Here is a 25,761-nt window from a genome sequence, read left to right as displayed (position 1 = left end):
TCACTTATTTTTAATTTAGCTTTAAAGTTAAGCCATCAACATAGATGGAGTGATCACACTGGAACAAACAAACGTTGAAACTAAAAAACTCGGTTTTACAAAAGGGATAGCATTGACTTTGCTAATTGCCATTGCAGCAAAATACTTAGCGGAGCTTCCATTCCTTCATATAATGGGACAGTTAGTCATTGCGATACTGATTGGTGTTGTTTGGAAATCACTGATTGGCGTCCCAGCCTACGCCATTGCAGGAACAAATTATTCAAGTAAAGTCCTTTTGAGAGTGGGCATTATCTTATTGGGCATGCGCTTGAACCTAAAGGATATTTTTAATGCCGGTCCGAAAACATTTGCAGTTGGTGCCATTAGTCTGGTATTTGCTATATTAGTAGTTTATGGAATGACCCGCATATTTAAAGTCGAGAAAAAGCTAGGCATATTGACAGCTTGCGGAACGGGTATTTGCGGAGCTGCTGCCATCCTGGCAATTTCCTCCCAAATAAAAGCAAAGGAAAGAGATACAGCAATAGCTGTAGCGACGGTTGCTGTTTTAGGCACAACCTTCACTTTCGGATATACGATCCTATATCCATTATTGGAGTTATCCGATCAAGGATATGGTATTTTTTCAGGTGCGACACTTCATGAAATTGCTCATGTCATCGCTGCTGCAGCACCAGGGGGAAATGAGGCAGTCGACTTGGCAGTGGTGGTCAAATTGACAAGGGTGGCCCTGCTCATTCCCGTCGCCATTTTGATTGGGTTCATCATGAATTGGAAAGACCGATCAACAGTTACCGGAAAGAAATTTTCCTGGAAGTCCATTCAGATACCGTGGTTCATTTTTGGATTTTTATTAATGAGTGCCATTTACTCTACTGGTGTTCCCGAACCTTTAGCTGATAAACTTGTTATGCTTTCCTATATCCTCATGGCTATGGCCATGGCAGGACTAGGATTGAATATTGACCTTGTAACTTTTAGAAAATATGGCGGTAAACCTTTTTTAGCTGGACTGATCGGCTCTATCTTATTGACATGCCTCGGGTATGTATTGGTGCAGGCATTCCATTTAAATTAACTTTTCAAAAAAACAAGCATCCCTTAATCGGCATGCTTGTTTTTTACTATTGGATGCGGAACATTGGCACCATAAAAAATTTCATCCATCTCCGTTTGAAGTCTTTCTATAATTTCTTGCCTTTCCACTTTATTCAGCTTTTCCTCTGTATAACCGAATAAGTAATTATTAATATCGAACCTTTTCAGCTTACATTTTGTATGGAATATATTTTCCTGGTATACATTCACATCAATCATGTCATATAAACCCTTTACTTCATCAGGAATATAGTTTTGAATGGAATTAATATCATGGTCAATGAACAATTTTTGCCCATCTTTATCTCGCGTAAAGCCCCTCACTCGGTAATCGATCGTGATAATGTCGGTATCGAAGGAATGAATGAGATAATTAAGGGCTTTAAGTGGTGATATTTCCCCACAAGTAGAGACATCGATATCGGCTCTGAATGTGCTAATGCCTTCATTCGGATGGTATTCAGGGTATGTATGTACGGTAATATGGCTTTTATCCAGTTGCATGACCACATTATCAGGTAAAGGCCCTGGTGATTCCTCATAAGTCCCCATAGGTACCTCGACGACAGGACCTTCTGAAACAAGAATGGTTACACTGGCGCCTTGAGGGACATAATCCTGTTTGGCCGTATTTAAAACATGTGCCCCTATTAAATCAGAAACGTTGTGCAAGATCTTCGAAAGCCGCTCTGCATTATATTGTTCATCGATATAATCCAGGTAGGCCTCCCTCTCTTCCCTGGTTTTTGTGTAACAAATATCATACATATTAAAGCTTAAAGATTTCGTAAGATTATTAAATCCATGAAGTTCAATACGCTGCTCTGGTGTAAGTTTCATGATTGATTCCCCTTATATTTTTTTAGGACTATCCTTATAGTTACCCTTTTTCTGAAATAAAAAACTAAGTCTGCGAGCCTAAGCTTCTGCCTTTTTATCGATAAGCCAAGAAAAAGCCATTGCATTAACATGCAACGGCTTTTTTATTATCCTGATTTGTTCTATGCAGTATGAATTTTTTTCTTTTTTATCGGTGAAAGAATTCGTTCCAGCCATCCGAGTACAAGATCTGAGAGAATGGCCATCAATGCCGTCGGGATTGCTCCAGCAAGTATGATTGCCGTTCCATTTGAGGCATTCGTTCCCCTGACAATGATATCCCCCAGTCCGCCTGCCCCTACGAATGTACCGACAGCAGTTACTCCAATTGCAACGACAAGCGCTGTACGTAAGCCAGCCATGATGACAGACAGAGATAATGGCAGTTCGACCATTCTAAGTAACTGTAGCTTCGTCATCCCCATTGCCTTTCCAGATTCCAAATAAGCATGATCTATACTTGTAATACCGACATAAGTGTTCCTCAGGATCGGCAGTAAGGAATATAAAAACAATGATAAGATTACTGTATTTGTTCCTAACCCCATTACTAGCATCAAGAGTGCGAGCATAGCCAATGCTGGTGTGGTTTGTATGACATTCGTTATCGAAAATACCCAATTACTCAATTTCTTATGTTTTGCAATGAAAATGCCTATCGGGATGGCTACAATTGCTGCAAATAAAACCCCATAAGCTGACATTAAAAAATGGCGATAAAATTCAGTAAGTACATACATCCAATTCTGTGAATAATAAGTTCCCAGCTGTTGCAAGGTTTCCATTAGTTTGCACCTCCCATTTATTCAAAATATTTATGTGCTTTAAGGAATTCTGAAGCTACGACCGATGGCTCCTTCAAGTTCCCATCAACTTCATAGTTCAGTTCCTGCATGGTTTCAGTAGTGATCTCGCCAATTAACTTGTTAAGTTCATCTTCAATTTCAGGATACCGTTCCAATAATTCTTCAGTAACGACCGGTGAACAGTCATATGGAGGGAAATATTGTTTATCATCTTCTAAGAGCTTCAAATCATTAACCTTAATCCGTCCATCTGAGGAATATGCAAGGACAATATCCATCTGACCATTTTTGACTGCATCGTATACCAAGCCAATCTGCATCGGATAAGTTTCGCCAAACTCCAATCCATATGTATCGACGAATCCTTTATAACCATCCCCTTTTCTTTTCAGCCAAGCACTATCTACACCTAACCTTAAATTATCTGCATCCTTTTCTAGGTCAGATATTTTCTGATACCCTTTTTCCTCAGCCAATTCATTTGAAATCGTAAAGGCATACGTGTTATCGAACCCATAGGAATCAAAAAATTTGAACCCATATTGTTCTTTGAATTCCCTTTGAACAATTTCCAACGCCTTTACTGGATCCTTTTCGATTTCCTGTCCCAGGACACTCGTTAAATCCGTCCCTGTATATCGAGTTGCTGCTATGTCTATATCACCGGTCTCCATCGCTTTTTGCTGAACGAAATTGGAACCTAGATTTTTGATGATTTTCGTATCAAGTTCCGTATTCCTTTCAAGGAGTTGAGCAATCATGTTCGCAAGAATTTCGGATTCGGTCATGCTTTGGGCACCGATCTTTACAGTAGTTTCTGAAGATGACCCTAAACCAGGCAAAGAACAGCCGGTGATCATTAATGAACAAACTAAAAGGGCCATTAAAATTGTACGTCTCATTTTTTTATACATGGTAATCCTCCTCAAGCAACTTCCTTCATACCTTTCAATCCTTTTGGAACGACTTTTCGTTCAATGATCGAGAATACATAATCCACAAGGATAGCCATGATGATTACCGGAACTGCACCTGCGATGATATATTCTGTTTGGTATAAATTCAAACCGATAAAAATGTAATCTCCAAGTCCTCCGCCTCCAATAAAGGAAGCCAAGGTGGCCCACCCGATCAAATAGACGGAAGCCGTACGGATACCAGCCATAATGACTGAAAGTGCCAGCGGGAATTCTACCAGACGAATCCTCTCCCAGCTTGTCATCCCGATGCCGCGGCCGGATTCAAGCAGATTTTCATTCACGCCTTTAATGCCTGTATATGTATTCCTGAGTATGGGTAAAACAGAGTAGAAAAATAACGCAATGATTGCGGGAGTTTTCCCAACACCGAGGAAAGGAATGAAAAAGGCCAGGACTGCTAGGCTCGGCAGTGTCTGCATTATGTTTGCAATTCCGATTATTATCGAAGCGCTCCTTTTCATTCGGGTCAACATAATCCCTAGTGGCACGGCAACTATTATTCCGAGGAAAACAGCGATCATGGATATATATAAGTGCTCCCATGCCTTATAAATCAATTCTTGCCAGTTCGTTTGTAAAAAATTGAGCAAAGCTTCCATCTGATTCACCTCCTAAAACATTTCTGCCATTTCTGCCATTTCTGCCATTTGATTTTCTTCCTCTCCCCAGATGCTGTCATATACGATGTCGACCAATGTTGCCCTAGTGACAATTCCGACCAAATGTTTATTCTGGTCGACCACCGGCACATATTTGAACCCTCGCTTTAAAATCTTCTGAACGGAATCACGGATTAAAGTATCCTGTTTGACTGAGTAGACTTCAGTATTGATGACTTCACTGATAAATTTAGCTTTTTTTCGATATTCACTGATCGTTTCAACATCAACGAACCCTTTCAAAATATTTTGCTCATTAACCACAAGTAAAGAATCGACCCTTTTATCTCGCATTATTGTAATTGCATCGGTGAGGGATTTTTCTTCTGTAATGGATATTGGATTTCGACTCATGATTTGTTCGACCAACTCAACATTCGGTCTTGTTTGAAGCAAACGATCTTTACCGATAAATTCTTCCACGAACTCATTGGCTGGGTTTCTGAGGATTTCATCCGGTGTTCCCACTTGGACGATTTCACCAGCCTTTAAGATGACGATCCGGTCGGCTAGCTTAATGGCTTCATCCATATCATGGGTAACAAAAACAATCGTTTTATCAAGTGTGCGCTGCAAATTTTTAAATTCCTCCTGAAGAGCATCGCGGGTGATTGGATCTAATGCGCCAAAAGGTTCATCCATTAAAATGAGTGGAGGATTGGAAGCAAGTGCTCTGAGAACGCCTATCCTTTGTTGCTGCCCGCCGCTCAATTCGTAAGGATACCTTTCCAGGTATTCAGGCCCCATATCGACAAGCTTAAGCAATTCCAGTGCGCGTTCCTTTTTCTTCTGTTCATTCCATTTTAGAAGTTTTGGAACGAGGGTGATATTTTCAAGAATCGTCATGTGAGGGAAAAGTCCGATTTGCTGGATAACGTACCCAATCTGTCTTCTTAGCTCGACTGGATCTTTATCCATGATATTTTCACCATTAATAAGTATTTTGCCTTCCGATGGTTCGATAAGGCGGTTAATCATTTTCATTGTCGTTGTCTTACCACATCCACTCGGACCAATGAAGCAAATGAACTCCCCTTTTTTAATATCCAAAGATATATTCTTTACAGCTTTCTTTCCTCCCTTATAGATTTTCGATACATTTTCGATTTTTAACATAACAAGCACCTCCATCATTCGCATACAATTACAAATTTTACAAATATATTAATTTTTCATATGCACAGTCTCTTGTACCCATTAGATAAGCTGTATAAACCTTTTTATTTAAAAAACTAGTCATATGTAATTATATTGAAAAAATGTCATAAAAAAACTACCTCATATTAATTGAGGCAGTTGATTGATTTAAAGTATTAATAATGAATTAAAACCCGATATTTTTAGCAATCAGAATTTTTACGGTTTCATCTGTCCCTGTAAAGAATTTTGAAAAAGGAATGTCCCGGTGACGCCGGGTAATATTATCGTCTTCCATATGTCCGTATCCATCATGTAACTGCATGCACTTTTCAGATATTCGCTTAGACATCTCTGTTATCCAATATTTAGCCATCGATACTTCAGTTATGATATTCTCCCCAGTCATATGTTTACAGATCAACCCATCAACAAACGTCCTTCCCAGTTGAATATCGGTCGCTATTTCAGCAATGGTAAACTGTGCATTTTTAAATTTACTTATTTTCTTTTCAAATGCTTTTTGTCCTTTTATAAAATTCATCGTTAAGTGAAGCATGTCCTTCGCTGCTATTAAAGACCCAATCGCACACATTAGTTTTTCCTGTTGCAGTTTTTGCATGATATATGAAAGACCCTTCCCTTCCTCACCAAGGAGGTTGCCAACAGGTACTAAAGCATCATCGAAAAATAGCTCGGCTATGCCTGAACTTCCCTGTCCTGCATTACCAAGCTTTCTTCCTCGCGAAAATCCTGGCGTATCTTTATCAATGAGCAGCAAACTGATACCGTCCTGAGAAGGAACAGCATTAAGATCAGTTTTGCATGCTACTATCATGAAATCAGCTGTAAAGCCATTTATGACAAACGTTTTAGCTCCATTAACATTATAATATCCATCTTTCTTGATGGCAGTGGTTTGAATATCCGCTATTTCCGAACCCATTCCCGGCTCTGTGAACGCAAAGGCGGAAATCATTTCTCCTGTAAAGAACTTTGGTAAATACCTTTGTTGTTGATCTATTGTTCCGAATGTAGCTATATAAGGGGCTACAACATCCGAATGAATGGATATTCCCCCTAAAGCTGAACCAACCATTTCCAATTCCTCTGCCAGCACAACTGAATATCCAAAGTCCGCTCCTATTCCACCGAATTCCACATCAAGCCAAGGACATAAAAACCCATTATCTCCAATCTTTTTCCAAAAGGAGCGAGGTATTCCCCCCTCTTTTTCCCACTGATCATAAAAGGGGACAGCCTCCTTTGCGAGAAATTCACGAATTGATTGTTTAAATAATAAGTGTTCTTCCGTTAGGAAGGAACGGGAATCATCTTTATTGATTGCCAGTGTGCTAACCATAGGTTAACCTCCATTCGCTAATGGGTTTATTAAATACATCAATGTCAAAATAACTTATAATCACTTCCATGAAAATATGTTAAACGCCTCGATGTAAACGATTACAATAACAAATCATTAAACAGTAAAAATGTTCCACAATATTCATGTTCAACAAAAGTATTGAATTCCCTTTAACAAATCTATTTTTTACCATTTTAATTATGTATTACTTAACTGCTTTGAATATGGGCTTTCCATATATTCTACCGAGGTTATTTTTGGAATATTGCCGGGATTACAATAAAACGACTTCTTTTGTAAAAATCAATTATCCCTTTTTTTCGTCAAAATGTTCGTTTTAATTAACTCAATATGGAGGTTAGCAGAATAAGAAACAGTTATATAACAACGTTTATGGTATAATTAACAGAGAAAACGTTTACAAAGAAAGAGATACTAATTGTTCGGAAAATTCATTCTTCTAGGAGTCGATGAAAGTTGACAGTTAAAGAACAAACCATCTTTAATCATATTGGAAATAAAATTATAACAGAAGATCGAGAAATTAACGTAATTGCTAGATTAGAAGAACCTTTAATTGTAGTTTTAGGAAATGTTTTAAGTGACGATGAATGTGACGAACTTATTAGATTGTCAAAAGACAAAATGCACCGTTCCAAAATTGGAGTTACACACGAGGTAAATGAAATAAGAACAAGCAGTAGCATGTTTTTTCAAGAAAAAGAATATGACGTCATAACTAAAATTGAAAAAAGAATATCATCCATCATGAGTATCCCCATTGAACATGGAGATGGTATTCAAATTCTTAAATATACTCCTGGTCAAGAATATAAAGCTCATTTTGATTTTTTCACATCTACAAGTCTGGCAGCAAAAAATAATAGAATTAGCACAATCATCATGTATTTAAATGATGTGGAGCATGGAGGGGAAACTTTTTTTCCTAAACTGAATTTTTCAGTGTCACCGCGAAAAGGAATGGCTGTATATTTCGAATATTTCTATAACGATAAAAACCTAAACGAACTAACTTTACACAGTGGAGCGCCAGTTATCACTGGTGAAAAATGGGTTGCAACACAATGGATGAGGCGACAAAAAAAATAGTCTGCAGCTTGATAATGTAAACGCTGGACTATAAATACCTCAATTTTAGGTGCCAAATGATCTAAGGCACCTATTTGTTCATTTGGAAACTGTTTACTTAAAATGACCAAACGAATGGAATCAAAAAAATAATGTTCCCTTGAACTTCATAGCTTTCTTGATCCTAAACAATTGATTCGTTTCAAAACATACTTTTGCCCTGGAATTCTCGTTAAGTTTGATTTGATTATACTTTTTTTTAAAACGCTCTCATTTACCTTTGTTGCTCTTTCTAAAATTATCGTAATCAGTCTTAATGTAATGAAATACCTTCGCGTTGCCATTATGGTCAGGATGAGTTATTTTTAATAACCCTTTATATTCTGCTAACACTTCTTTATTGCTCGCCATTTTAGAAAGCCCTAATTTTTTACTATAATCATTTGATTGAGCAGTGGAATCAATATTGTAATTATTTCTGATGTTTTCTTTTAATTTTATCAATTCATTACGTAATTCAATATTTTCTTTTAATAAATCCTTTGTTTCATTTTGTAATTCACTTTTCTCATTCTTTAGTATGGCAACTTCCTTTTTGAACATATCCCTTTGCTGAATCAATATTCTTTTTGCAGTTTCATGAAGTTCTTCGATTCCTTCTATATGCTTATCTTGAGTTTGTATTTTCAATTTTAATCGATGTATGATTTCGTCCTTATTTTGATCTATGAAATCATTTATGGCCAGCTTTGAAGCAGTTTCATCGCTTATGTATCCAGTGTTCCTCTTTCCGTTTCCCGCATTTTTAATTTTACCTTCACGAAGCCAGCGCCTAACAGTTTGTATGCTATTACTTTCTTTTATTCCTGCATCTTTTAACATTTCAAATGCTTGATCTGTGTCATCCAATATGTATCCAGTTTCTCTAATCCCGTTTCCTCCCTCATATTTAATCTTACCTTCACGGAGCCAGCGTCTAACAGTTTGTATACTGCTGCTTTCTGTTACTCCTGCGTCCTTTAACAGGTCGAAAGCTTGATCTGTGTTCACGTTGTTCCCCCTTCCCCCTTATTACGCAACGTAATATTACTTCGATTGCTATTAGCCTATTAAAAGGAATATATTTTACAAACAATGCGGCTAATTTATATGCCAATGTTTTAAATGATAGCATAGCCATTTTCTAAACAAAGAACAAACAGATGAAGAATATATGACGAATATCACAGAGAGATAACGATAAGGTATCAAACTTAAAAGTGGGACCAGAACATGGCCCGTAAAATTGTAGATAAAGGGAAAATGACAGCAAGACCCCGTATGGCAGTGAAGAAAGCACGTGAATTGACACGGAGGAAAAGTGTTTTATTTTTGAATCTTTCTGAAGGGGCGGAATGAACTTAGACAGCATAGGAAAAGCGATAGGTATCATACCTATAATTCCATAAGGAGTACCGCAAGCAACACGTGGATTTACAATGTTAAGGATATGCCAATATTAAAAAGCCCAATCTCTCAGGGATATATAATTGAGAAATTGGGTTTGCAACTAAGTCACCAAAGCAGCTGCTATTAGTTAACTAGAGATTATTGTTTACCCTCTGTATACACTTGAAAGGTTACACCGAATTTGTCTGTTACAATTCCATATGCAGGGCTGAAAAAAGCTTCCTGCAGCGGCATTGTCACTTCTCCGCCTTGAGACAATGTTTCAAAGATTCTTTTTGATTTTTCAATATCGTTTATTGAAATACAGATCGTGACTTGATCTCCAGAGTGACTAGGTTGACCTGGAAACGTATCGGAAAACATGAGATCCGTTTCCCCAACCCTTAACATTGCGTGTGCCACAAGATTTTTTGCTTTTTCTGGCAGAGGAAATTCCGGGTTTTCAGGCATTTCTCCAAAAGTTTGATTAAAAAGGACTTTCGCATCAAGTGCTTTTTCGTAAAATTGAATCGCTTCTTTTGCATTTCCGTTCATCATTAAATAGGGGGACAGTCGCATTGTCATAAATAGCTCCTTTTGTTCTAATTTTTGTTAGAAAGCATGAGTAACTTCCAAGCCTCTTTTTGATGTTGTGGACAATAACCATTATTACCCATGACTGTATTTTATAACAAAGAACGTGTGTTCGTCAACGAAAATCACTTGAATACTAACAATTTTTCAGGTGACAGACTGGTTTAAATAAAATATTAAATGATTATCCCACTAGCTTAAAGTGTTTGTTTTGTTCATGACCACATTGTTACAAAAACTGAACCATTCACTTTGGAATTTTCTTCGATTAAACACCAACAGATGCTTTTGCATTAAAATAATCTATTTTTTGTTTGTTATTCATAAAAGCTATAGAAGCAGGAGAAACCACGGTCCTTATCAAGCCTAATGATCATAACACCCAATTACGTTTAATATGGAAGTTCTTGAATCTCATTGCTGGACTAATAGAAAAATCCTTCAGTGTTTCTCTTTTAGCCTTACTTAACTAAAAAAGGAACCTGATGGATTGCATAGACCAATCAATTCTTTTTCTTCCGCAGCCGATTCGTCTTAAAATTCCCCGCCCGGTACATGGTAGATTTTCTCTCCTGCACTTTGCCTACCATATGCAGAGTACCAATAAAAAAATGTAGCGAACAAAAAGTAGCCCCGAAATACACCACTTATGTAGTATATTTTGGGGCTACTTGACGTTTACTTAAATACTGAGTAGTCAGTCTATATTCGGACTATCAGTTCTTTTCATTCCTGAATTTTTGAAAGTTTGTCTAGTCTTTTATCTTTTGTAGCTTAGAATCATGCTAATTTGCCCCTGGTTGATTAATGGCTCTCAGACTAAATTTGTATCCCACTATTATATAAGTTACCCATCTCGTTTAAATTCTCACGTTCTAAAAAAGATGGAAAATAGCTATAGAATGTTGATATAAGAGGTAATTAATCTTGAAAAAATAAGATATTTATTGTTTGTAGTACAGATTTAACTATATAACCGAAAAAAATTAACGCTTTTCTTCTAAAAATAATAGAAACCAATTTCACTTCCCAATTAACTATAAGTATTAAATTATTTCATGTACAATTCCTAAACTCAAACCTTCGTCATTTGCAAACATGTACCATTCTTCATCTTCCTTTTCTGCATACAATTCTTCTGAAATGTTGGTATTTTCCACAACAAACTTCTTAATACGATTATCTAAACGGTCATAGAAATTCATTGTATTTTTAGCCTTCTTAGAAGTTGATTGAACAGACATACTTCCATCATGAATAAGAATTATTGTATTGGGATATGCTTTTCTATAATGTCCACTAATCAACAGTAACGCACCCATAGAAACACAAGATCCTACACCAATGGTTTCAACTTTCGTTTTACTTGATTTAATTGCATCAATGGCAGAAAAACCAGCCACTACATCTCCACCATCAGATGTTACATAAATTTGTATTGTCTTTCTTTTATCTATTGGAATATTTAACTCTTCATCTTCTCGATTCCATTCTTGAATCCAATAAACAATTTTATTTACAATGGTTGTATCCACATCATAATTATAATAAATTTTCCGTTCTTTCAGTCCAAGGTAAAACTGATACTCCTCAAGAGAATCAGGTAAATTCCCTATTATTTCCAAATACTCATTATTGAATTCAACTTTTTTCATTATAAATCCTCCTTAATAATATGCTGTGTTATAGGAAGAAAAAGTGTAATACACAATCATATCTATTTATTAATTTATTCAGCAAGTACAATCTTCGCAACAGCATTCATCATCATTTTAAAGTCCATTATTTTTTAGAACATAGAAAAGTGAAATGAGAATGTAGAACCTTTTACAAAGGAAAAAACACAATAGCCCAATTTTGAAATTCCAAACCATTAAACCCCGACTCGATTTTCTTTATCGATTATTTGCATACAATAGTAGAAAAAATCAAAGGTTCTGGTGCATTTCAACAGAATAACGCTCCATCAAAAAAAAGGACCTAATCGATTAGGTCCTTTTTGACTTTAGTCTATTCGTTTCAATTTGGTGAGCTATAAACTTAACACTGTGATATTGTTTATTTTTATTAACTTGCTTTCATTTCTGAATCTTGTCCTCTTTTAAGATTAGGTAACTTAGAATCTATCGATAGGAATCGACTTCCATTTAAAACTAGATGAAGTGCAATAATCATAAGAACGAGATCCAGTTCGTACCCTGAAGCTTCTCCATTCCCCATAAAACCTGCAGGGAATTTCACATAAACAATTGCACCAGCCATGATGAATACAAGGAGGGCAGATATTATTCTTGTTCCAAGACCTAATATTAAAGCAATTCCTCCAAACAATTCAATAACACCGACTACATAGGCCATAAATCCCGGTATGCCTATACTTTGAAACCATCCTGATGTGTTCTCCAACCCACCTTGGAATTTTGACAATCCATGTAGCAAAAATGAAATTCCCAACATAACTCTTAATAAAAAGGTACCGATCTCTTGTTTATTCATGTCACATCTCCTTTTTTTATTTTACACTACAAAGTGTAGTGCAATGTGGTAAAAAAATCAAGTGAAAGTCATCAGACAATCACTATAGTCATTCCCAAAAGTATAAGCAAAACATAAATAGAAACAAAAATCGTAGTAGTTTCAGCCCTCAAAGGAATTTTTTTATGGGGATCGATTAATTGCTGAAGTCTATAGTTAACTGATTCATTGGAGAAGTGGACAAGGACGGGCGAGGATTTATCAGTGTAACCATGTTTAATTAACTTCAACAAAGCAGTACTTATGCCTAATTCAGTCCCCATTTTATTTATCGCATTTTCATCGGCTGATAATTCACTTATTATTTTGTAATTTTTATGACACCATTTTGTAAGTGGGACAAACCATAAAGCATCTGATATCAACTGTAAAATAAATATTACCAGCGGATGATATTTTTTTTGGTGAAAGGCTTCATGCTCTACTACCGCTTCTAGCTCATCCTGGTCCAATAATTTAATTAAACCAGAACTAAACACAATGAATGGCCGACAAAAACCAAGCGTAAACGCAAGAGGCTGATCAGCATTCACAACTAAGATATCATTGTTGACCCGGTTGAATGTTTCATTTATAAACCTTGTCTTTTCAAAATTTTTGGAAAGAAAAAGCTTTTGTTTAAACCTTCTGGATAAGAAATATTGCTCTGCAATTTTGAAAAGGGTGCTCAATATGCTATAGGATATTATTATACTGAGCAGGGTGACGACTACAAAATAGTATACTGAATCTTCCTTGAATAGACTAAAGCAAAATTTAAAAAAGTTGGCTTTAATATTCACACCAAAAAAGATATGTACCAAAAACGCTCCCATTTGGCACCATACTACACAGGCAATTAAAAGACTCAGGCTTATCACAAAATAAGACTTACTCTTCCACATTATAATTTATCCTTTTTTAACGATTGAATTTTTTGTTCCAATTTTTCAATTAAACCTTGGTCAGCATCTTTCATGGCATCCAGCATATGGCTTATGACCGCTCCACCAAATTCATCGAGCAAATTCTCAGTCAGTTTCTTTGACTGCTCTTCTAAAAACTCCGCTTTGGATTGAACTGGGCGAAATAATGAGAGCCTTCCTTCAGACCTCTTTTCAAGAATGCCTTTTTCGACTAAACGATTCATGACGGTCATTACCGTGTTGAAATTGATAGGTTTGTCAAGTTCCAATGATTGCTGAACCGCTTTGATGCTCTGTTCATCTTTATCCCATAAATATTCCATGATATTTGCTTCTAATGGACCAAAGAAACGATTCAGTCCAACTTCATCATATTTAAAATTTTTAATATTCATCCTTTACCACCTCCCACTACAAATTGTAGTGGATATCACTGTTACAATCAAGTTTCATCTGGAAGATTTGAACGTTATAAAAAAATACAGTAGGCAAACTGGTTTTTCTTCGAGTTTGACTACAGTCTGAAACGAGCCTTTTACAGGCACGTTTCAATAATTAATAGTAATCCTTTGTCCTCCATTTCCTCAAATTTTTTGTATAGATATGAAATATATAATTATATTTGAATGGAGGATTGAAGATGAATATAAAAAAGACAGAAGCTAACGGATGTATCATTGCAACAGCTAATACAGATTTAATAGTACTAACAGATGAGGGGTTTTTTACCCGGTTTTCTTATTGAGCTAATCCAGCTAATGGAAGCAACTTAAAAATCTTTTGACCTTGCTGTTTCTTCTGGTTAACCACCTCTATTACACTCCACTACCTTTTTTCTGTAGCAATGTTCATCCGTTCCTTTTTCCTTTTAAGCGTTTTAGATTAAAAAACGAGCCTTTTGCAGGCTCGTTTCACTAGTTAACCCTTTGTGCAAGTTTCTCTATTTCATGAGAATTATAAAAATGATATCCTTTTGCCGTCGTTTGGGCTGCAGCGTACATTGCAGCAGCTACTTTGTTTGCTTCTATTGCACGATATGGACGTAAAGGGCCTACAAAGACAAATTTCACAAAAGTACTTAGCAGCCCAGAAATCTTTTCACCTGCCCTGAATTCCTCGCGTTCTCCTAGAAGTAAGGAAGGGCGGAATATATGTACAGTATTCATTTCCAAGCGTTGTAGTGTTCCTTCCAGATCTCCCTTGACACGACTGTAAAAAAACTTTGATTTGGAATTGGCTCCCATGGCCGTAATGACGAGTAATTTTTCAACATTCGATGTCTTCGCCATTTTAGCTGCTTCGATTATATAGTCATAATCAACTTTACGAAAAGCTTCCTTCGATTTAGCCTTTTTGATCGTTGTACCCAAACAAATGAAAACATCGGTGACGTTGAATAAATAGGCATACTGGGACAAATTATCGAAATCCACAACATGTCCTGTGCACTTGGGCTCCGTGAATTTCATTTCCCTTCTTGTCAGCAAATGGATTTCACTATAGATTTTGCTGTTGCTTAGCTGTTTAACCAACTGGGTGCCTACCACACCTGTAGCGCCTAAAATCAATGCCGTCTTATTAGTCATGATTTCCCACTTTCCTTCATTAGCTGCTGAATAATATAGGACTAAGATAAATGATGCACTTGATTGAAATCATCAATTATCCAAGAATCGACTTCAAATCTTATCGTACTCAAACATGCATTGAACAAGCGCATTCCATTTGATACGATTGACTCGTTTGACATCAAGCGTAAAATAAAATGAATGACTGCACCATGTGCAACAAGTATAACTTTTTTCTCAGGATACTCCTTCTGAATTCCCTGAAGCCCATTCATCAGCCTGTTTCGTAAAGATTCCTGATTTTCCTGACCAGGATATTCTTTATCAATGAATGCTGACGCCCTTTCAGCTGCTGTCATTCCTTCGGCAACGCCAAAGTTTTTTTCAATGAATTCCTTTTTTTCAATGACCGGGACTTCAATATAATGAGAAATGATATCTGCCGTTTCCCTTGCCCTTTTTAGAGGGCTCGAAATAATCACATCCCAAGAAGCTTCTTTTGACAAGAATTCACCACATTGCCGTGCCTGTATCTTTCCTAGTTCATTTAAAGGAATATCAGTCTGCCCCTGCAGTTTCCCTAGTGCATTCCAATCTGTTTGACCATGCCGCACTAAACAGATAGTAGTAATTGTCCTCAAACCCTTCTATGTAGATTGTTATTTTTTCACTTCTTCAATGATGGAGTGTCCTTCAGTCTGATCTAGATCTGACCATTTCCATTTTTCATGCAAGCGTATCCTGCCATCTGGCAATAATTCAGGAGTGGAAAGACAGCTGCCGCCTCTAATTTCACCTTTTTCATTGATATGATTATACCTGAATTCCAAGGAACCATCCATATTGACAAGCCCTATTAAAGTTCCTTTAACAATCTCACCACCATGATAACTTGCTGAAAGAATTGAGCCTTCTTGTGAATAGTGGAAGGAAGTATTTCCCGATACTTCTCCATTTTCAGAATTGACTAGAGCCTTGAAAATCCTACCATCATAATTAAACATCATCATTCCTCCATATGAATTAATAAGGATAATGATACCAAATTAATCAAAAAATGAATATTCAAAAATCTTATAGGATTGTTAATTCTGTGTCCAGAAAATGACACAAAAAATACATAATATTCCCCATTGAATTCCCCTATTATGATGTGGTTAGATTATGGAAGATGTTACTTATGGAATGAACAATTCCCAAGGTGAAACGTCTAATCAAACTGGAAGATGTTGGTGAGGTGCTCAAGTGAAAGAAATACTTCTGATTCTACTATTACAACTTATTTATGTTCCGATTTATACGTTGCGAACCATTTTCTTAGTAAAAAATATTACCATACTTGCCTCGATACTGGGTATCGCAGAAATGTTAATATACGTTTTTGGATTATCCTTAGTATTTGGCGGTGACCAAAGCATACTCGCCATGGTTGTATATGCAGTCGGTTTTGGAATCGGAATAATTTTTGGTACGAAAATTGAGCAAAAACTTGCCATCGGTTTTATTAATGTAACCGTTAATACTCAAACCAAAAATGAACTTTTGGTAGATACATTGAGGAATAACGGATTTGGTGTAACTCTTTATACGGGCGAGGGCAGGGATAGCAACCGTTATCGGATGGAAATCTTGACAAAACGCAATCGGGAACAAGAATTGATAGCAACCGTTGAAAAGTTTGAACCTAAGGCTTTCATCATTTCATATGAACCACGTTATTTTAAAGGTGGTTTTTTATTGGACCGGTTGAAAAATAAAGCTAGCTGAACCGAAATGCAAAAGCCCATCTTGTTATGATGGGCTTTTGCATTATTTCGTTTTTGATTTTCTAATTCTCACTGCCCTCGTTACCGGCTGTTTTTTGATCCACTTTAAGTATTTTTTTAGTGCTTCATCATCTTTTAACAAAGGCACGGTATATAGTCGGATGGCCAGCTCTCGGTTTGAATACAGTGCGTGAATCTGTTTGTGACAAGATTTACAGAGATAGGCAATGGGTAAATGGCTGCCACCTAATTCTCTAGGTGTTAAATGATGGATGGTCAGTTCTATCTCACCCCTGTCACAAAGCTCACAAGTACCTTTCATCTCATTGATCGGCCGTTAAGGCTTAACGGATTTTCCTTCTTCAACAATATGAAACATCAAATGGGCAAGATGATGGATTGGTCCATACTCTTCATTGGCATCATCTTCTTCATCTTCCACTTCCACTTCATCCATGCCTTGTAAATAAAGTGCCATGAACTCATAAAAATCATTTTTAGTAAAAGAGTAACAATCACTTGGATCCTGATTATCTTCTTCATACTGTAAAACTAGATGAGATAAATCACCCTCATCATCTTCAGCATCAAAAAATACAAAATATCCGATATTTGTATCCAATTCAAATAGTCTGCGAAAACCGCGTGATGTTGCTTTTTCAAACTCAGCCGCCGACAATTTTTGCACTTGCATGCTGTCTACATTATCTTCTTGATGAAAGCCCACGATAAATGTGTTCATAATCAAACCTCCTGTTGAATATGGATAACCATTAGTATCCCCATTTAACCGAATTTATTCCATTTATAGATTTGTTTCCAAGACGACCGGGCAATGATCGCTGCCCATGACATCGCAGTGAATATTAGCATCTATTAAAGAATCCGCCAGACGTTTTGAAACAATGAAATAATCGATTCTCCACCCTATATTCCGCTCCCTAACTTTTGCCATATATGACCACCAAGAGTAGGCCCCTTCCTGGCCTGGATAAAAATGGCGAAATGTATCGATAAACCCTGCATCAAGTAATTCAGTCATCTTTCCACGCTCTTCAGTAGTGAAACCGGAATTTCCAATATTGGATTTTGGGTTTTTTAAGTCGATTTCCCGATGAGCAACATTGAGGTCCCCACAAAAGATAACCGGCTTCACCAAGTCCAGTTCACTAAGATAATCTATCATCCCATTTTCCCATTCGAGACGGTAATCAAGCCTTGATAAATCCCTTTTAGCATTTGGGGTATAGACGTTCACCATATAGAAATTTTCGAATTCAAGTGTTATGATCCTGCCTTCCGGCTCCTCGTCCAGCTCCCCTACACCATATTTCACGGAAAGCGGTTTTTCCTTCGTGAAAATGGCTGTACCTGAATACCCTTTTTTCAGTGCATAATTCCAATATTGATGGTACCCTTCCAACTCAAGTGTAATCTGTCCTTCTTGAAGCTTAGTTTCTTGCAGGCAAAAAATATCTGCATCCACATCTTTAAAGTAATCTAAAAATCCTTTTTTAACACAAGCTCTAATTCCATTCACATTCCAGGAAACCAATTTCATATTCACTTAAATTCTCCTTATGGCCAATTAATTTCTTTACATTTCAACTATACTATTTATCTGCTATTTTTCCCATTAGAGTACATTCGAAAACAATCTGGCAAATGATTCTTTTGAACGTTCCAGCAACCCCCGATTGTTATACCTAATAGGATCTAGTTTGTCACTATCCATCATATCCTCTTTGTAGTGAGTGATGAGATCTTCAATGGAACGGCTGCCCATTAGAAAGACATTCACTTCAAAATTCAGATGAAAACTCCTCATATCCATGTTTGCCGTGCCTATGGAAGCCATATCACCATCTACGATAATAAGTTTTTGATGTAGAAATCCTTTTTTATAAGTGTATACCTCTACACCGAATTGAAGCAGCTCCCCGAAATAGGAGCGACTGCCGTATTGGGTTAAAAACCCATCATTTACTGCCGGAACCATAAGCCTAACTTGTATCCCCTTAATTGCAGCATGTTTAATTGCTGCTTTAATCGCTTGATTTGGTACGAAGTATGGACTTGCAATCCAGATTGATTTTGTGGCGCTAGTAATAAGTGAATAGTAAAAATCACTCATGATTCCCTGTTGTGTATCAGGTCCGCTTGCCACCACCTGGACAGCTCCATCCCCTTGTTCCACTGTATTGTTGAATTCTGGACGCTCTTCTAATACATCTTCCCCACTGACATATTCCCAATCCAAAAGGAAAACAGTATGAAGCATATATACCGCTTCACCTTTAAGGACCATATGTGTATCTCTCCAAAATCCGATCGTTTTATTTCGGCCTAAGTATTCCTCTCCTACGTTTAAGCCTCCAACAAAGCCAACTTCCCCATCTATGATGATTATTTTCCGGTGATTCCTAAAATTAAACTTTTGATTAAAAAAACCATGTTTCAATGGTGAAAAGGGATAAGCCTTTATCCCTGCATTTTTCATCCGTTTAACTTCATTATTTGAAAGGCTTAAACTACCGGCAGCATCAAAAATGAATAAAACTTCAACACCATTTTTTGCTTTTTCAATAAGGATATCTATAATTTCAGTACCAAGCCTGTCGGAACGAAAAATATAATATTCTATATGAATGAACTTTTCAGCTTTTTTTAACTGTTTAATGATTTCGGTGAACGTTTCGTTACCATTTTTCAACACTTCCGTTTGCGATGATGTACTAATGGTGGTCTCAGATGCATTTTTGGCAAAAGCTGCGAATGATTGCTGATGATTATTCAAGAACGATAGATTTGGCGATGATACATGTGTAACAAGACTCTTCCATTCTTCGCGATCTTTTTTCCTTTTACTTCGAAATAAATACCCTTTTAAATAGAGCTGACCTGAAAATAGATAAAACACATATCCAAATACCGGGAAAAACAAAAGTACATACATCCATAAAAGGGTCTCGTGTGCAAATCTATTTTCCAGCATGAGTGAAAACATGGTAATAAACATCACAAAAATATACAATCCAATAAAATATAGCTTCACGTCGAAGCTAACATGAGTGAACAGGATCATATAAACTGCAGCAATCAAAATAAATAAAAATACAAATTCCATTCTTCTTCTTTTCATCGTTTCATTCTCCTACACAGCAATATTTTATATATCTAAACATATACCCATATTTGATGGTAAAAGAAACAAAACACTTACGAAAACAATATTCGTAAGTGTTTTTTGTGTATTACCTATCCAATTATCACTTCATGACAGGAATCAAACTTTCATATAGCTCAATATACTTTCTGGAAGATGATGTCCAACTGAAGTCTAACTTCATTGCACTTTCGGCCATTTTCCTCCATCTTTTCGGCTGGAATTTGTACAAGCCAACAGATTGCTCAATTGTATGAAGCATATCGTGTGCATTATAATTCGTAAAACTGAAGCCATTGCCTTCACCAGTAAATTGATTATATGGGATGACCGTATCACGAAGTCCGCCAGTTTCCCTCACTAAAGGCAGGGTACCATAACGGAGTGCCAATAGCTGGCCGATGCCACATGGTTCGAATTGGGACGGCATCAGGAATATATCAGAACCTGCATATATCTGTCTTGCTAACCCCTCATCAAAATATGTATTGACTGATACCTGATTTGGATATTGGTCAGCTAAATGGCGAAATGCCGATTCATATTGCTCTTCACCCGTACCTAAAAGGATGAATTGAACTCCTTGATTCATTATTTCATGAAAAACATGGAGAATAAGATCTATTCCTTTTTGATCAACAAGCCTGGTCACCATGGATAGAACCGGGACCCCATCATTGACAGGAAGATCCAGTGTTTCCTGTAGCTGACGTTTATTCTCCATTTTATCGTCATAGGAATCGAACGGAACTGCAAGATGTTCATCTGCCGCAGGATTATATTCCTCATAATCGATTCCGTTTATGATCCCTTTAAGGTCACCATTTCTTTTGCGTAAAAACCCATCAAGATTTTCCCCAAAAAAAGGACTCTGAATTTCTTCCGCATAACTTGGGCTTACAGTTGTGACTATGTTAGAGAATGCAAGGCCGGCTTTCAAATAACTGACATTCCCATGGAATTCAAGACCATCGATATTAAAATATAACTCACTCAAATCGAGTAATTCCGCTAAAACAGCTTTAGGATAAACTCCTTGATAGCGTAAATTATGTATGGTAAATATCGTTTTAATATCCTGATAGAATGGATGGTTATGATAATGGGCTTTCAGCAAAACGCTGACAAGGCCCGTTTGCCAATCATGACAGTGTATGACATCCGGTTTTACTTCTAAATAAGGTAAAGCCTCTAAAACTGCACGGGAAAAGAAGGCGAACCTTTCGCCATCATCAAAGAAACCATAACTACCATGTCTTTTGAAATAATATTCATTATCCAGAAAATAATATGTAATTCCGTTAGCAACAAGTTTTTCGATGCCACAAAATTGCTGGCGCCAACCAACTGGAACTTCAATACTCGTCATATGTTCCAATTCCTGTTTGAATCGGTAAGGAAGATCCCCGTATTTAGGAAGGATGACACTTACATGGACTCCCTGTTTTTTCAGCGCTTTCGGGAGCGCGCCTATAACGTCTCCGAGCCCTCCCGTTTTTATAAAAGGGGCGCATTCTGAAGCAGCAAATACAACATTCATTGCCGCACCTCCTCTATTAAATTACTTTCGCTTTTTTTATTACAGTAGGTTGTTTTGAACCAATAACTGATTTTTCACTAGTAATTCTCACTTCTTTATCAGTTATGATATTTTCAACGATAGCTCCTTCTTCAATCACGCCTTTTTGCATGATGATGCTATTTCTTATAATCGCTCCCTTTTTCACCTTTACCCCACGGAAGAGTATACTGTTTTCCACAGTCCCTTCAATATCACAACCGTTGGCTATCAATGAATTGGTAACCTTCGAAGAACTTGAATATTTGGTCGGTGCCTCATGTTTGATTTTTGTATAAACATCCCAAGTATCCCCGAAGAAAGAACGGATTACCGAAGGGTTCAGGAAATTCATATTACTGGAATGAAAGCTTTCAATGGAATGGATGAATGGCATATCTCCAGTAAAATTGTAGCCTTTGACGGTAAAACGATGAAGATTGGCTTTCACGGCGTCTTTCAAAAAGTCATATTCCCCACTCGCAACACAGCTTTTGATCAAATTCACCAATAGCGTTTTACTTATGATGAAGGTTTCCAGACAAACATGGTCACCTGGTCTAGGGATGGTATAAAAGCTAATGTCAGTAATGTCTTCATCCGAATCTACCGAGCAGGTGTGATAGATTGGTTTTTCAATCAATTCCCCTTCATAATCCTTATATACGACCGTGATATCCGCTTTATGTTTTTTGTGATAATCAAGCACTTCATTAAAATCCAATTTGCATACATGGCTGCCAGGGGAAATGATGACAGTATCTGCATCTGCACGTTCGAAAAAGCTGAGATGATCATAAAATTGCTTCATATCGCCTGTTACCGTTTCATCCGGATGGATAGGGGGCAAGATATATAAGCCTCCTGAACGCCGATCCAAGTTCCATTCTTTCCCTGAGCCCAGATGATCCATAACTGAAAGATACTTTTCTTTTGGAAAAACGGCTACTTTTGATACATCTGCATTAATGAGGTTCGACATCGTAAAGTCAATCAAACGGTAGCGTCCACCAAATGGCACGGATGCTACATTACGGTGAGCAGTCAGATCTTTTAAATGTTGTCTTTCATTGATTAAGTTAATAATACCCAACACATTTTCCATAGCATCTTCCCCTTTTTCTAGTTAAGAGTAATCTTTTTTTTGTTTGGATTGATAATGGTCTGATTTTCACCAATTAAGGTAATATCTGATGTAACCGCTGAATTGCCAACTACGGCACCATCTTCGATAACACAATTGCTGGCTATGATGCTTCTTTCTATATGAACATTTTCACCAATCGTAACATTAGGCATGATGACAGAATCTTTTATGGTTGACCCATAGCCCACCTGTACATTATAGGATAAAACCGAATGTTCAATGTTCCCATGAATCATGCACCCTTCATTGATAAGCGACTGACTGACCTTAGCATCCGGTGATATATATTGCGGCGGGTGATTTGCATTGCGGGCAAAAATTTTCCATTGCTGATCATCCAACTGGAAATTCGGCTTATCCTCCAATAAGTCCATATGGGCCTGCCAAAGGCTTTCGACCGTTCCAACATCTTTCCAATAATCATTAAAACGATAGGCATATAGCTTTTTTCGGTCTTCAAGCATCTTTGGAATGATGTTGCTGCCGAAATCATTGGAAGAATTTTCATCTTTTTCATCATTTATTAAATACCGTCTTAAGGTTTTCCAATTGAAAAGGTAAACTCCCATGGAAGCAAGATTACTCTTTGGATACTTTGGTTTTTCATCGAATTGAGTGACTTTATCATCATCATTGGTATTCATGATTCCGAAACGACTTGCTTCCTGCCACGGCACTTGAATGACAGCTATGGTCGCCTCGGCATTTTTTTCGATGTGATAATCCAGCATCTTACTGTAATCCATCTTGTAAATATGGTCACCAGAAAGAATCAATACATGTTCCGGATCATAGTTATCAATGTATTGGATATTTTGATAAACAGCATTTGCCGTCCCTTTATACCATTCACCGCCTTCTTTCCCTTGATAAGGAGGAAGTACGGAAACTCCGCCAACATCAAGATCAAGGTCCCAAACTTTCCCATTACCAACATAATCATTTAGAATCAATGGCTGGTATTGGGTTAGTACCCCAACCGTATCAATACCAGAATGAGTGCAGTTACTTAATGGAAAATCGATGATTCTATATTTACCGCCAAAGGGAACAGCTGGTTTTGCCAAACCGATTGTCAATTCACCTAACCTTGAACCCTGGCCTCCTGCCAATAACATTGCTATCCATTTTTTTGCTCCCATTATTCGTTCACTCTCCCCCGTCTTTTTTTTGTTTGCTTCATAAAAATAGAAATGCCTAATGGAGGTACAGTTATTTCCATGCTGTATGGTTGATTATGGTATGGTTCCTTTTTGACATTAATGGGTTCTTCATTGATTTGACCCGATCCTCCGAAATCGGCTGAATCACTGCTGAAAACCTCTATATATTTGCCTTGGGATGGTACACCTATTAGATATTGAGCATGAGCCTGCGCAGAAAAATTACAGACAACGATGCAATAATCGCCTTTCCGTTTACCTTTTCTCATAAAGGTAATGACACTCTGATTACTATTGTTCGGATCTATCCATTCAAAACCCTCCGGGACATGATCCAATCTCCAAAGTGAGGAAGTTTGCCGATAAAAATCCTGGAGAGTTCGGAAGTAATGGGCCAGCTTTTCGTGTGATTCATATTCCAAAAGCAGCCAATCCAATTGTTCCTCATCTTTCCATTCTATGAATTGGCCAAATTCACTGCCCATAAATAGAAGCTTCTTTCCAGGATGCGTCATGAAATACCCAAAGAGTAACCGTAAATTTGCGAATTTCTGCCAGTAGTCACCTGGCATCTTATTCAATAACGACTTCTTGCCATGAACCACTTCATCATGTGAAAAGGGCAAGACGAAATTTTCTGAAAAAGCATAGAAAAATGAAAATGTTAATAGGTTATGATGATATGGCCTTTCATGTGTTTCAAGTTTCATATAACGAAGGATATCGTTAGTCCATCCCATATTCCATTTGTAATTAAAGCCCAGTCCGCCTATATCGGTAGGAGAAGTTATGAGCGGCCGGTCTGTTGCTTCTTCAGCCATCATTAATGCATTGGGATATTTTTTGAAAACCACTTCGTTAAGTTTTTGCAAAAATTGTATAGCTTCAAGGTTTTCCTCACCGCCAAACTGGTTTTTCAGCTTGACCGGCAACGGATTATCATGATTAAGATAAACCATGGATGATACCGCATCGACACGGATCCCATCTATATGGTATACATCCATCCAAAACATAACATTTGAAATAAGGAAACTGATTACTTCCGGTTTGGTAAAGTCAAAATTGTACGTCCCCCATAACGGGCGATCTGCTCTAGTATGTTCAATTGGTTCATAGAGAGGCGTACCATCGAAACGGGAAAGTCCATGCGCATCTTTACAAAAATGGGCGGGAACCCAGTCAAGGATTACACCTATGCCCTTTTGATGGCAAAGGTTAATTAAATATTTAAAATCTTCAGGTGAACCGTACCGACTGGTTACGGAATAATAGCCCGTGACCTGATATCCCCACGATTTATCAAATGGGTGTTCCATTATGGCCATGATTTCAATATGTGTAAAACTATTATCAATCACATAATCAACTAATCTATCAGCCAATTCACGGTACGTATAAAATTCGCCATCTTCTTTCTGTTTCCATGTTCCTGGGTGCACTTCATAAATGGACATGGGTTTATGATAAATGTTTTCCTTTTTCCTATCGGCTATCCACTTCGAATCTTGCCATTCAAAATTATCCAGCTTTTTAATGACAGAGGCTGTATTTGGTCTGACTTCCGAATAAAAGGCATATGGATCGGCTTTTAGGATACGTTTATTTCCAGGTGTATGTATTTCATATTTATAGAGTTCCCCTTCTTGTAGTCCTGGTACGAACAACACCCAGATACCTGAACGCTCGATCCGTTTCATCGCATGATCTTTTCCGTCCCAATTATTAAAATTACCGACTACTGAAACTTGCTTCGCATGGGGGGCCCAAACGGCAAAGCGTACTCCTTCATTACCTAATGATGTCATAATGTGTGCCCCAAGCATCTTATAGCTTTCATAAAGGGTGCCTTCATGAAACAAATATAAATCGAAATCGCTTGGATAATTCTCTTGCAGCTGGTCCATAATTGTA

The 25,761-nt window shown here is 37.3% G+C and carries 27 protein-coding genes; 4 read left to right on the top strand and 23 right to left on the bottom strand.

Translation table 11 applies throughout. The annotated features are described in order from the left end of the window. The first annotated feature begins 58 nt into the window (after positions 1 to 58). Positions 59 to 1,081 (top strand): YeiH family protein, encoded by a 1,023-nt coding sequence (locus tag LQ188_RS02400; RefSeq protein ID WP_230176013.1) that lies wholly within the window; start codon positions 59 to 61, stop codon positions 1,079 to 1,081. A gap of 23 nt (positions 1,082 to 1,104) precedes the next feature. Here the strand turns inward: LQ188_RS02400 and speD are convergent, their stop codons facing one another. The 6 genes from speD to LQ188_RS02370 form a co-directional block, all read right to left on the bottom strand. Further along, entirely contained in the window at positions 1,105 to 1,941 is an 837-nt protein-coding gene (gene speD, locus LQ188_RS02395) for an adenosylmethionine decarboxylase (RefSeq protein WP_230175917.1), read from the bottom strand. Positions 1,942 to 2,102: 161 nt separating this feature from the next. Further along, entirely contained in the window at positions 2,103 to 2,765 is a 663-nt protein-coding gene (locus LQ188_RS02390; protein WP_230175916.1) for an ABC transporter permease, read from the bottom strand. A gap of 17 nt (positions 2,766 to 2,782) precedes the next feature. Beyond that, complete coding sequence (locus LQ188_RS02385; RefSeq protein WP_290370088.1) at positions 2,783 to 3,700, bottom strand: osmoprotectant ABC transporter substrate-binding protein; 918 nt, start codon at positions 3,698 to 3,700, stop codon at positions 2,783 to 2,785. Positions 3,701 to 3,711: 11 nt separating this feature from the next. Then, positions 3,712 to 4,365 carry an ABC transporter permease gene (locus LQ188_RS02380; protein WP_133346510.1) on the bottom strand — a complete coding sequence of 218 codons (654 nt, stop codon included), beginning with the start codon at positions 4,363 to 4,365 and terminating at the stop codon, positions 3,712 to 3,714. Between the two features lie 12 nt (positions 4,366 to 4,377). Then, positions 4,378 to 5,541, bottom strand: a complete 1,164-nt coding sequence (locus tag LQ188_RS02375; protein ID WP_101225354.1) for a betaine/proline/choline family ABC transporter ATP-binding protein — start codon at positions 5,539 to 5,541, stop codon at positions 4,378 to 4,380. Between the two features lie 208 nt (positions 5,542 to 5,749). Continuing rightward, entirely contained in the window at positions 5,750 to 6,925 is a 1,176-nt protein-coding gene (locus LQ188_RS02370) for an acyl-CoA dehydrogenase family protein (RefSeq protein ID WP_101225355.1), read from the bottom strand. Between the two features lie 480 nt (positions 6,926 to 7,405). On the opposite strand from LQ188_RS02370, the gene LQ188_RS02365 reads away from it, so the two are divergent. Beyond that, entirely contained in the window at positions 7,406 to 8,038 is a 633-nt protein-coding gene (locus LQ188_RS02365; RefSeq protein ID WP_101225356.1) for a 2OG-Fe(II) oxygenase, read from the top strand. A 249-nt stretch (positions 8,039 to 8,287) separates the two neighbouring features. On the opposite strand, the gene LQ188_RS02360 is transcribed toward LQ188_RS02365, so the two are convergent. Continuing rightward, positions 8,288 to 9,067 (bottom strand): hypothetical protein, encoded by a 780-nt coding sequence (locus LQ188_RS02360; protein ID WP_230175915.1) that lies wholly within the window; start codon positions 9,065 to 9,067, stop codon positions 8,288 to 8,290. Between the two features lie 222 nt (positions 9,068 to 9,289). On the opposite strand from LQ188_RS02360, the gene LQ188_RS26785 reads away from it, so the two are divergent. Further along, positions 9,290 to 9,415 (top strand): hypothetical protein, encoded by a 126-nt coding sequence (locus LQ188_RS26785; protein ID WP_286141460.1) that lies wholly within the window; start codon positions 9,290 to 9,292, stop codon positions 9,413 to 9,415. Positions 9,416 to 9,604: 189 nt separating this feature from the next. Here LQ188_RS26785 and LQ188_RS02355 read toward each other — a convergent pair whose 3' ends face one another. From LQ188_RS02355 to LQ188_RS02320, 8 genes are all read right to left on the bottom strand, one after another. Then, positions 9,605 to 10,030, bottom strand: coding sequence for a VOC family protein (locus LQ188_RS02355; protein WP_230175914.1), 426 nt, complete (start codon positions 10,028 to 10,030; stop codon positions 9,605 to 9,607). 1,055 nt (positions 10,031 to 11,085) lie between these two features. Further along, positions 11,086 to 11,694, bottom strand: coding sequence for an ATP-dependent Clp protease proteolytic subunit (locus LQ188_RS02350; RefSeq protein WP_101225359.1), 609 nt, complete (start codon positions 11,692 to 11,694; stop codon positions 11,086 to 11,088). 412 nt (positions 11,695 to 12,106) lie between these two features. After that, complete coding sequence (locus tag LQ188_RS02345) at positions 12,107 to 12,535, bottom strand: DoxX family protein (RefSeq protein WP_101225360.1); 429 nt, start codon at positions 12,533 to 12,535, stop codon at positions 12,107 to 12,109. Positions 12,536 to 12,606: 71 nt separating this feature from the next. After that, positions 12,607 to 13,458, bottom strand: a complete 852-nt coding sequence (locus LQ188_RS02340; RefSeq protein WP_230175913.1) for a M56 family metallopeptidase — start codon at positions 13,456 to 13,458, stop codon at positions 12,607 to 12,609. After that, positions 13,458 to 13,874 carry a BlaI/MecI/CopY family transcriptional regulator gene (locus LQ188_RS02335; RefSeq protein ID WP_101225362.1) on the bottom strand — a complete coding sequence of 139 codons (417 nt, stop codon included), beginning with the start codon at positions 13,872 to 13,874 and terminating at the stop codon, positions 13,458 to 13,460. The genes LQ188_RS02340 and LQ188_RS02335 overlap by 1 nt, the downstream gene beginning before the upstream one ends. 519 nt (positions 13,875 to 14,393) lie before the next feature. Then, positions 14,394 to 15,065, bottom strand: coding sequence for an NAD(P)H-binding protein (locus LQ188_RS02330; protein WP_230175912.1), 672 nt, complete (start codon positions 15,063 to 15,065; stop codon positions 14,394 to 14,396). A gap of 41 nt (positions 15,066 to 15,106) precedes the next feature. Next, positions 15,107 to 15,679, bottom strand: a complete 573-nt coding sequence (locus tag LQ188_RS02325; RefSeq protein ID WP_230176011.1) for a histidine phosphatase family protein — start codon at positions 15,677 to 15,679, stop codon at positions 15,107 to 15,109. 27 nt (positions 15,680 to 15,706) lie between these two features. Beyond that, on the bottom strand, positions 15,707 to 16,051 hold the full coding sequence (locus LQ188_RS02320; protein ID WP_101225364.1) for a n-acetylglutamate synthase: 345 nt from the start codon (positions 16,049 to 16,051) through the stop codon (positions 15,707 to 15,709). A gap of 241 nt (positions 16,052 to 16,292) precedes the next feature. Between LQ188_RS02320 and LQ188_RS02315 the strand changes: the two genes are divergently transcribed. Then, complete coding sequence (locus LQ188_RS02315) at positions 16,293 to 16,814, top strand: DUF2179 domain-containing protein (RefSeq protein WP_101225365.1); 522 nt, start codon at positions 16,293 to 16,295, stop codon at positions 16,812 to 16,814. 42 nt (positions 16,815 to 16,856) lie between these two features. On the opposite strand, the gene LQ188_RS02310 is transcribed toward LQ188_RS02315, so the two are convergent. From LQ188_RS02310 to glgB, 8 genes are all read right to left on the bottom strand, one after another. After that, positions 16,857 to 17,135 carry an HNH endonuclease gene (locus LQ188_RS02310; RefSeq protein WP_101225366.1) on the bottom strand — a complete coding sequence of 93 codons (279 nt, stop codon included), beginning with the start codon at positions 17,133 to 17,135 and terminating at the stop codon, positions 16,857 to 16,859. A 15-nt stretch (positions 17,136 to 17,150) separates the two neighbouring features. After that, positions 17,151 to 17,555, bottom strand: coding sequence for a cytosolic protein (locus LQ188_RS02305; RefSeq protein WP_230175911.1), 405 nt, complete (start codon positions 17,553 to 17,555; stop codon positions 17,151 to 17,153). Between the two features lie 63 nt (positions 17,556 to 17,618). Next, entirely contained in the window at positions 17,619 to 18,374 is a 756-nt protein-coding gene (locus tag LQ188_RS02300) for an exodeoxyribonuclease III (protein WP_230176010.1), read from the bottom strand. Between the two features lie 75 nt (positions 18,375 to 18,449). Beyond that, the gene (cls, locus tag LQ188_RS02295) at positions 18,450 to 19,955 is read right to left on the bottom strand and encodes a cardiolipin synthase (RefSeq protein ID WP_230175910.1); all 1,506 of its coding nucleotides are present in this window, start codon (positions 19,953 to 19,955) and stop codon (positions 18,450 to 18,452) included. Positions 19,956 to 20,082: 127 nt separating this feature from the next. Beyond that, a complete protein-coding gene (glgA, locus tag LQ188_RS02290) occupies positions 20,083 to 21,519 on the bottom strand; it encodes a glycogen synthase GlgA (RefSeq protein ID WP_101225370.1) in 1,437 nt (478 codons plus the stop codon). Between the two features lie 16 nt (positions 21,520 to 21,535). Beyond that, positions 21,536 to 22,642 carry a glucose-1-phosphate adenylyltransferase subunit GlgD gene (glgD, locus tag LQ188_RS02285; RefSeq protein WP_230175909.1) on the bottom strand — a complete coding sequence of 369 codons (1,107 nt, stop codon included), beginning with the start codon at positions 22,640 to 22,642 and terminating at the stop codon, positions 21,536 to 21,538. Positions 22,643 to 22,659: 17 nt separating this feature from the next. Then, a complete protein-coding gene (locus tag LQ188_RS02280) occupies positions 22,660 to 23,826 on the bottom strand; it encodes a glucose-1-phosphate adenylyltransferase (RefSeq protein WP_101225372.1) in 1,167 nt (388 codons plus the stop codon). After that, positions 23,826 to 25,754: a 1,4-alpha-glucan branching protein GlgB gene (gene glgB, locus LQ188_RS02275; protein ID WP_230176009.1), complete on the bottom strand. Its 1,929-nt coding sequence runs from the start codon at positions 25,752 to 25,754 to the stop codon at positions 23,826 to 23,828. The genes LQ188_RS02280 and glgB overlap by 1 nt, the downstream gene beginning before the upstream one ends. Positions 25,755 to 25,761 lie beyond the last annotated feature (7 nt).

The organism is Peribacillus sp. Bi134 (genome assembly GCF_918698065.1).
GTDB lineage: Bacteria > Bacillota > Bacilli > Bacillales > DSM-1321 > Peribacillus.
This window is presented reverse-complemented; position numbering and strand designations above follow the sequence as displayed.

What these genes read in the sequence shown, in the direction of transcription:
- speD (WP_230175917.1), bottom strand. Translation starts at nt 1,941, where the DNA reads ATGAAACTTACACCAGAGCAGCGTATTGAACTTCATGGATTTAATAAT.
- LQ188_RS02390 (WP_230175916.1), bottom strand. Translation starts at nt 2,765, where the DNA reads ATGGAAACCTTGCAACAGCTGGGAACTTATTATTCACAGAATTGGATG.
- LQ188_RS02385 (WP_290370088.1), bottom strand. Translation starts at nt 3,700, where the DNA reads ATGTATAAAAAAATGAGACGTACAATTTTAATGGCCCTTTTAGTTTGT.
- LQ188_RS02380 (WP_133346510.1), bottom strand. Translation starts at nt 4,365, where the DNA reads ATGGAAGCTTTGCTCAATTTTTTACAAACGAACTGGCAAGAATTGATT.
- LQ188_RS02375 (WP_101225354.1), bottom strand. Translation starts at nt 5,541, where the DNA reads ATGTTAAAAATCGAAAATGTATCGAAAATCTATAAGGGAGGAAAGAAA.
- LQ188_RS02370 (WP_101225355.1), bottom strand. Translation starts at nt 6,925, where the DNA reads ATGGTTAGCACACTGGCAATCAATAAAGATGATTCCCGTTCCTTCCTA.
- LQ188_RS26785 (WP_286141460.1), top strand. Translation starts at nt 9,290, where the DNA reads ATGGCCCGTAAAATTGTAGATAAAGGGAAAATGACAGCAAGACCCCGT.
- LQ188_RS02355 (WP_230175914.1), bottom strand. Translation starts at nt 10,030, where the DNA reads ATGACAATGCGACTGTCCCCCTATTTAATGATGAACGGAAATGCAAAA.
- LQ188_RS02350 (WP_101225359.1), bottom strand. Translation starts at nt 11,694, where the DNA reads ATGAAAAAAGTTGAATTCAATAATGAGTATTTGGAAATAATAGGGAAT.
- LQ188_RS02345 (WP_101225360.1), bottom strand. Translation starts at nt 12,535, where the DNA reads ATGAATAAACAAGAGATCGGTACCTTTTTATTAAGAGTTATGTTGGGA.
- LQ188_RS02340 (WP_230175913.1), bottom strand. Translation starts at nt 13,458, where the DNA reads ATGTGGAAGAGTAAGTCTTATTTTGTGATAAGCCTGAGTCTTTTAATT.
- LQ188_RS02335 (WP_101225362.1), bottom strand. Translation starts at nt 13,874, where the DNA reads ATGAATATTAAAAATTTTAAATATGATGAAGTTGGACTGAATCGTTTC.
- LQ188_RS02330 (WP_230175912.1), bottom strand. Translation starts at nt 15,065, where the DNA reads ATGACTAATAAGACGGCATTGATTTTAGGCGCTACAGGTGTGGTAGGC.
- LQ188_RS02320 (WP_101225364.1), bottom strand. Translation starts at nt 16,051, where the DNA reads ATGTTTAATTATGATGGTAGGATTTTCAAGGCTCTAGTCAATTCTGAA.
- LQ188_RS02310 (WP_101225366.1), bottom strand. Translation starts at nt 17,135, where the DNA reads ATGAAAGGTACTTGTGAGCTTTGTGACAGGGGTGAGATAGAACTGACC.
- LQ188_RS02305 (WP_230175911.1), bottom strand. Translation starts at nt 17,555, where the DNA reads ATGAACACATTTATCGTGGGCTTTCATCAAGAAGATAATGTAGACAGC.
- LQ188_RS02300 (WP_230176010.1), bottom strand. Translation starts at nt 18,374, where the DNA reads ATGAAATTGGTTTCCTGGAATGTGAATGGAATTAGAGCTTGTGTTAAA.
- cls (WP_230175910.1), bottom strand. Translation starts at nt 19,955, where the DNA reads ATGAAAAGAAGAAGAATGGAATTTGTATTTTTATTTATTTTGATTGCT.
- glgA (WP_101225370.1), bottom strand. Translation starts at nt 21,519, where the DNA reads ATGAATGTTGTATTTGCTGCTTCAGAATGCGCCCCTTTTATAAAAACG.
- glgD (WP_230175909.1), bottom strand. Translation starts at nt 22,642, where the DNA reads ATGGAAAATGTGTTGGGTATTATTAACTTAATCAATGAAAGACAACAT.
- LQ188_RS02280 (WP_101225372.1), bottom strand. Translation starts at nt 23,826, where the DNA reads ATGGGAGCAAAAAAATGGATAGCAATGTTATTGGCAGGAGGCCAGGGT.
- glgB (WP_230176009.1), bottom strand. Translation starts at nt 25,754, where the DNA reads ATGGACCAGCTGCAAGAGAATTATCCAAGCGATTTCGATTTATATTTG.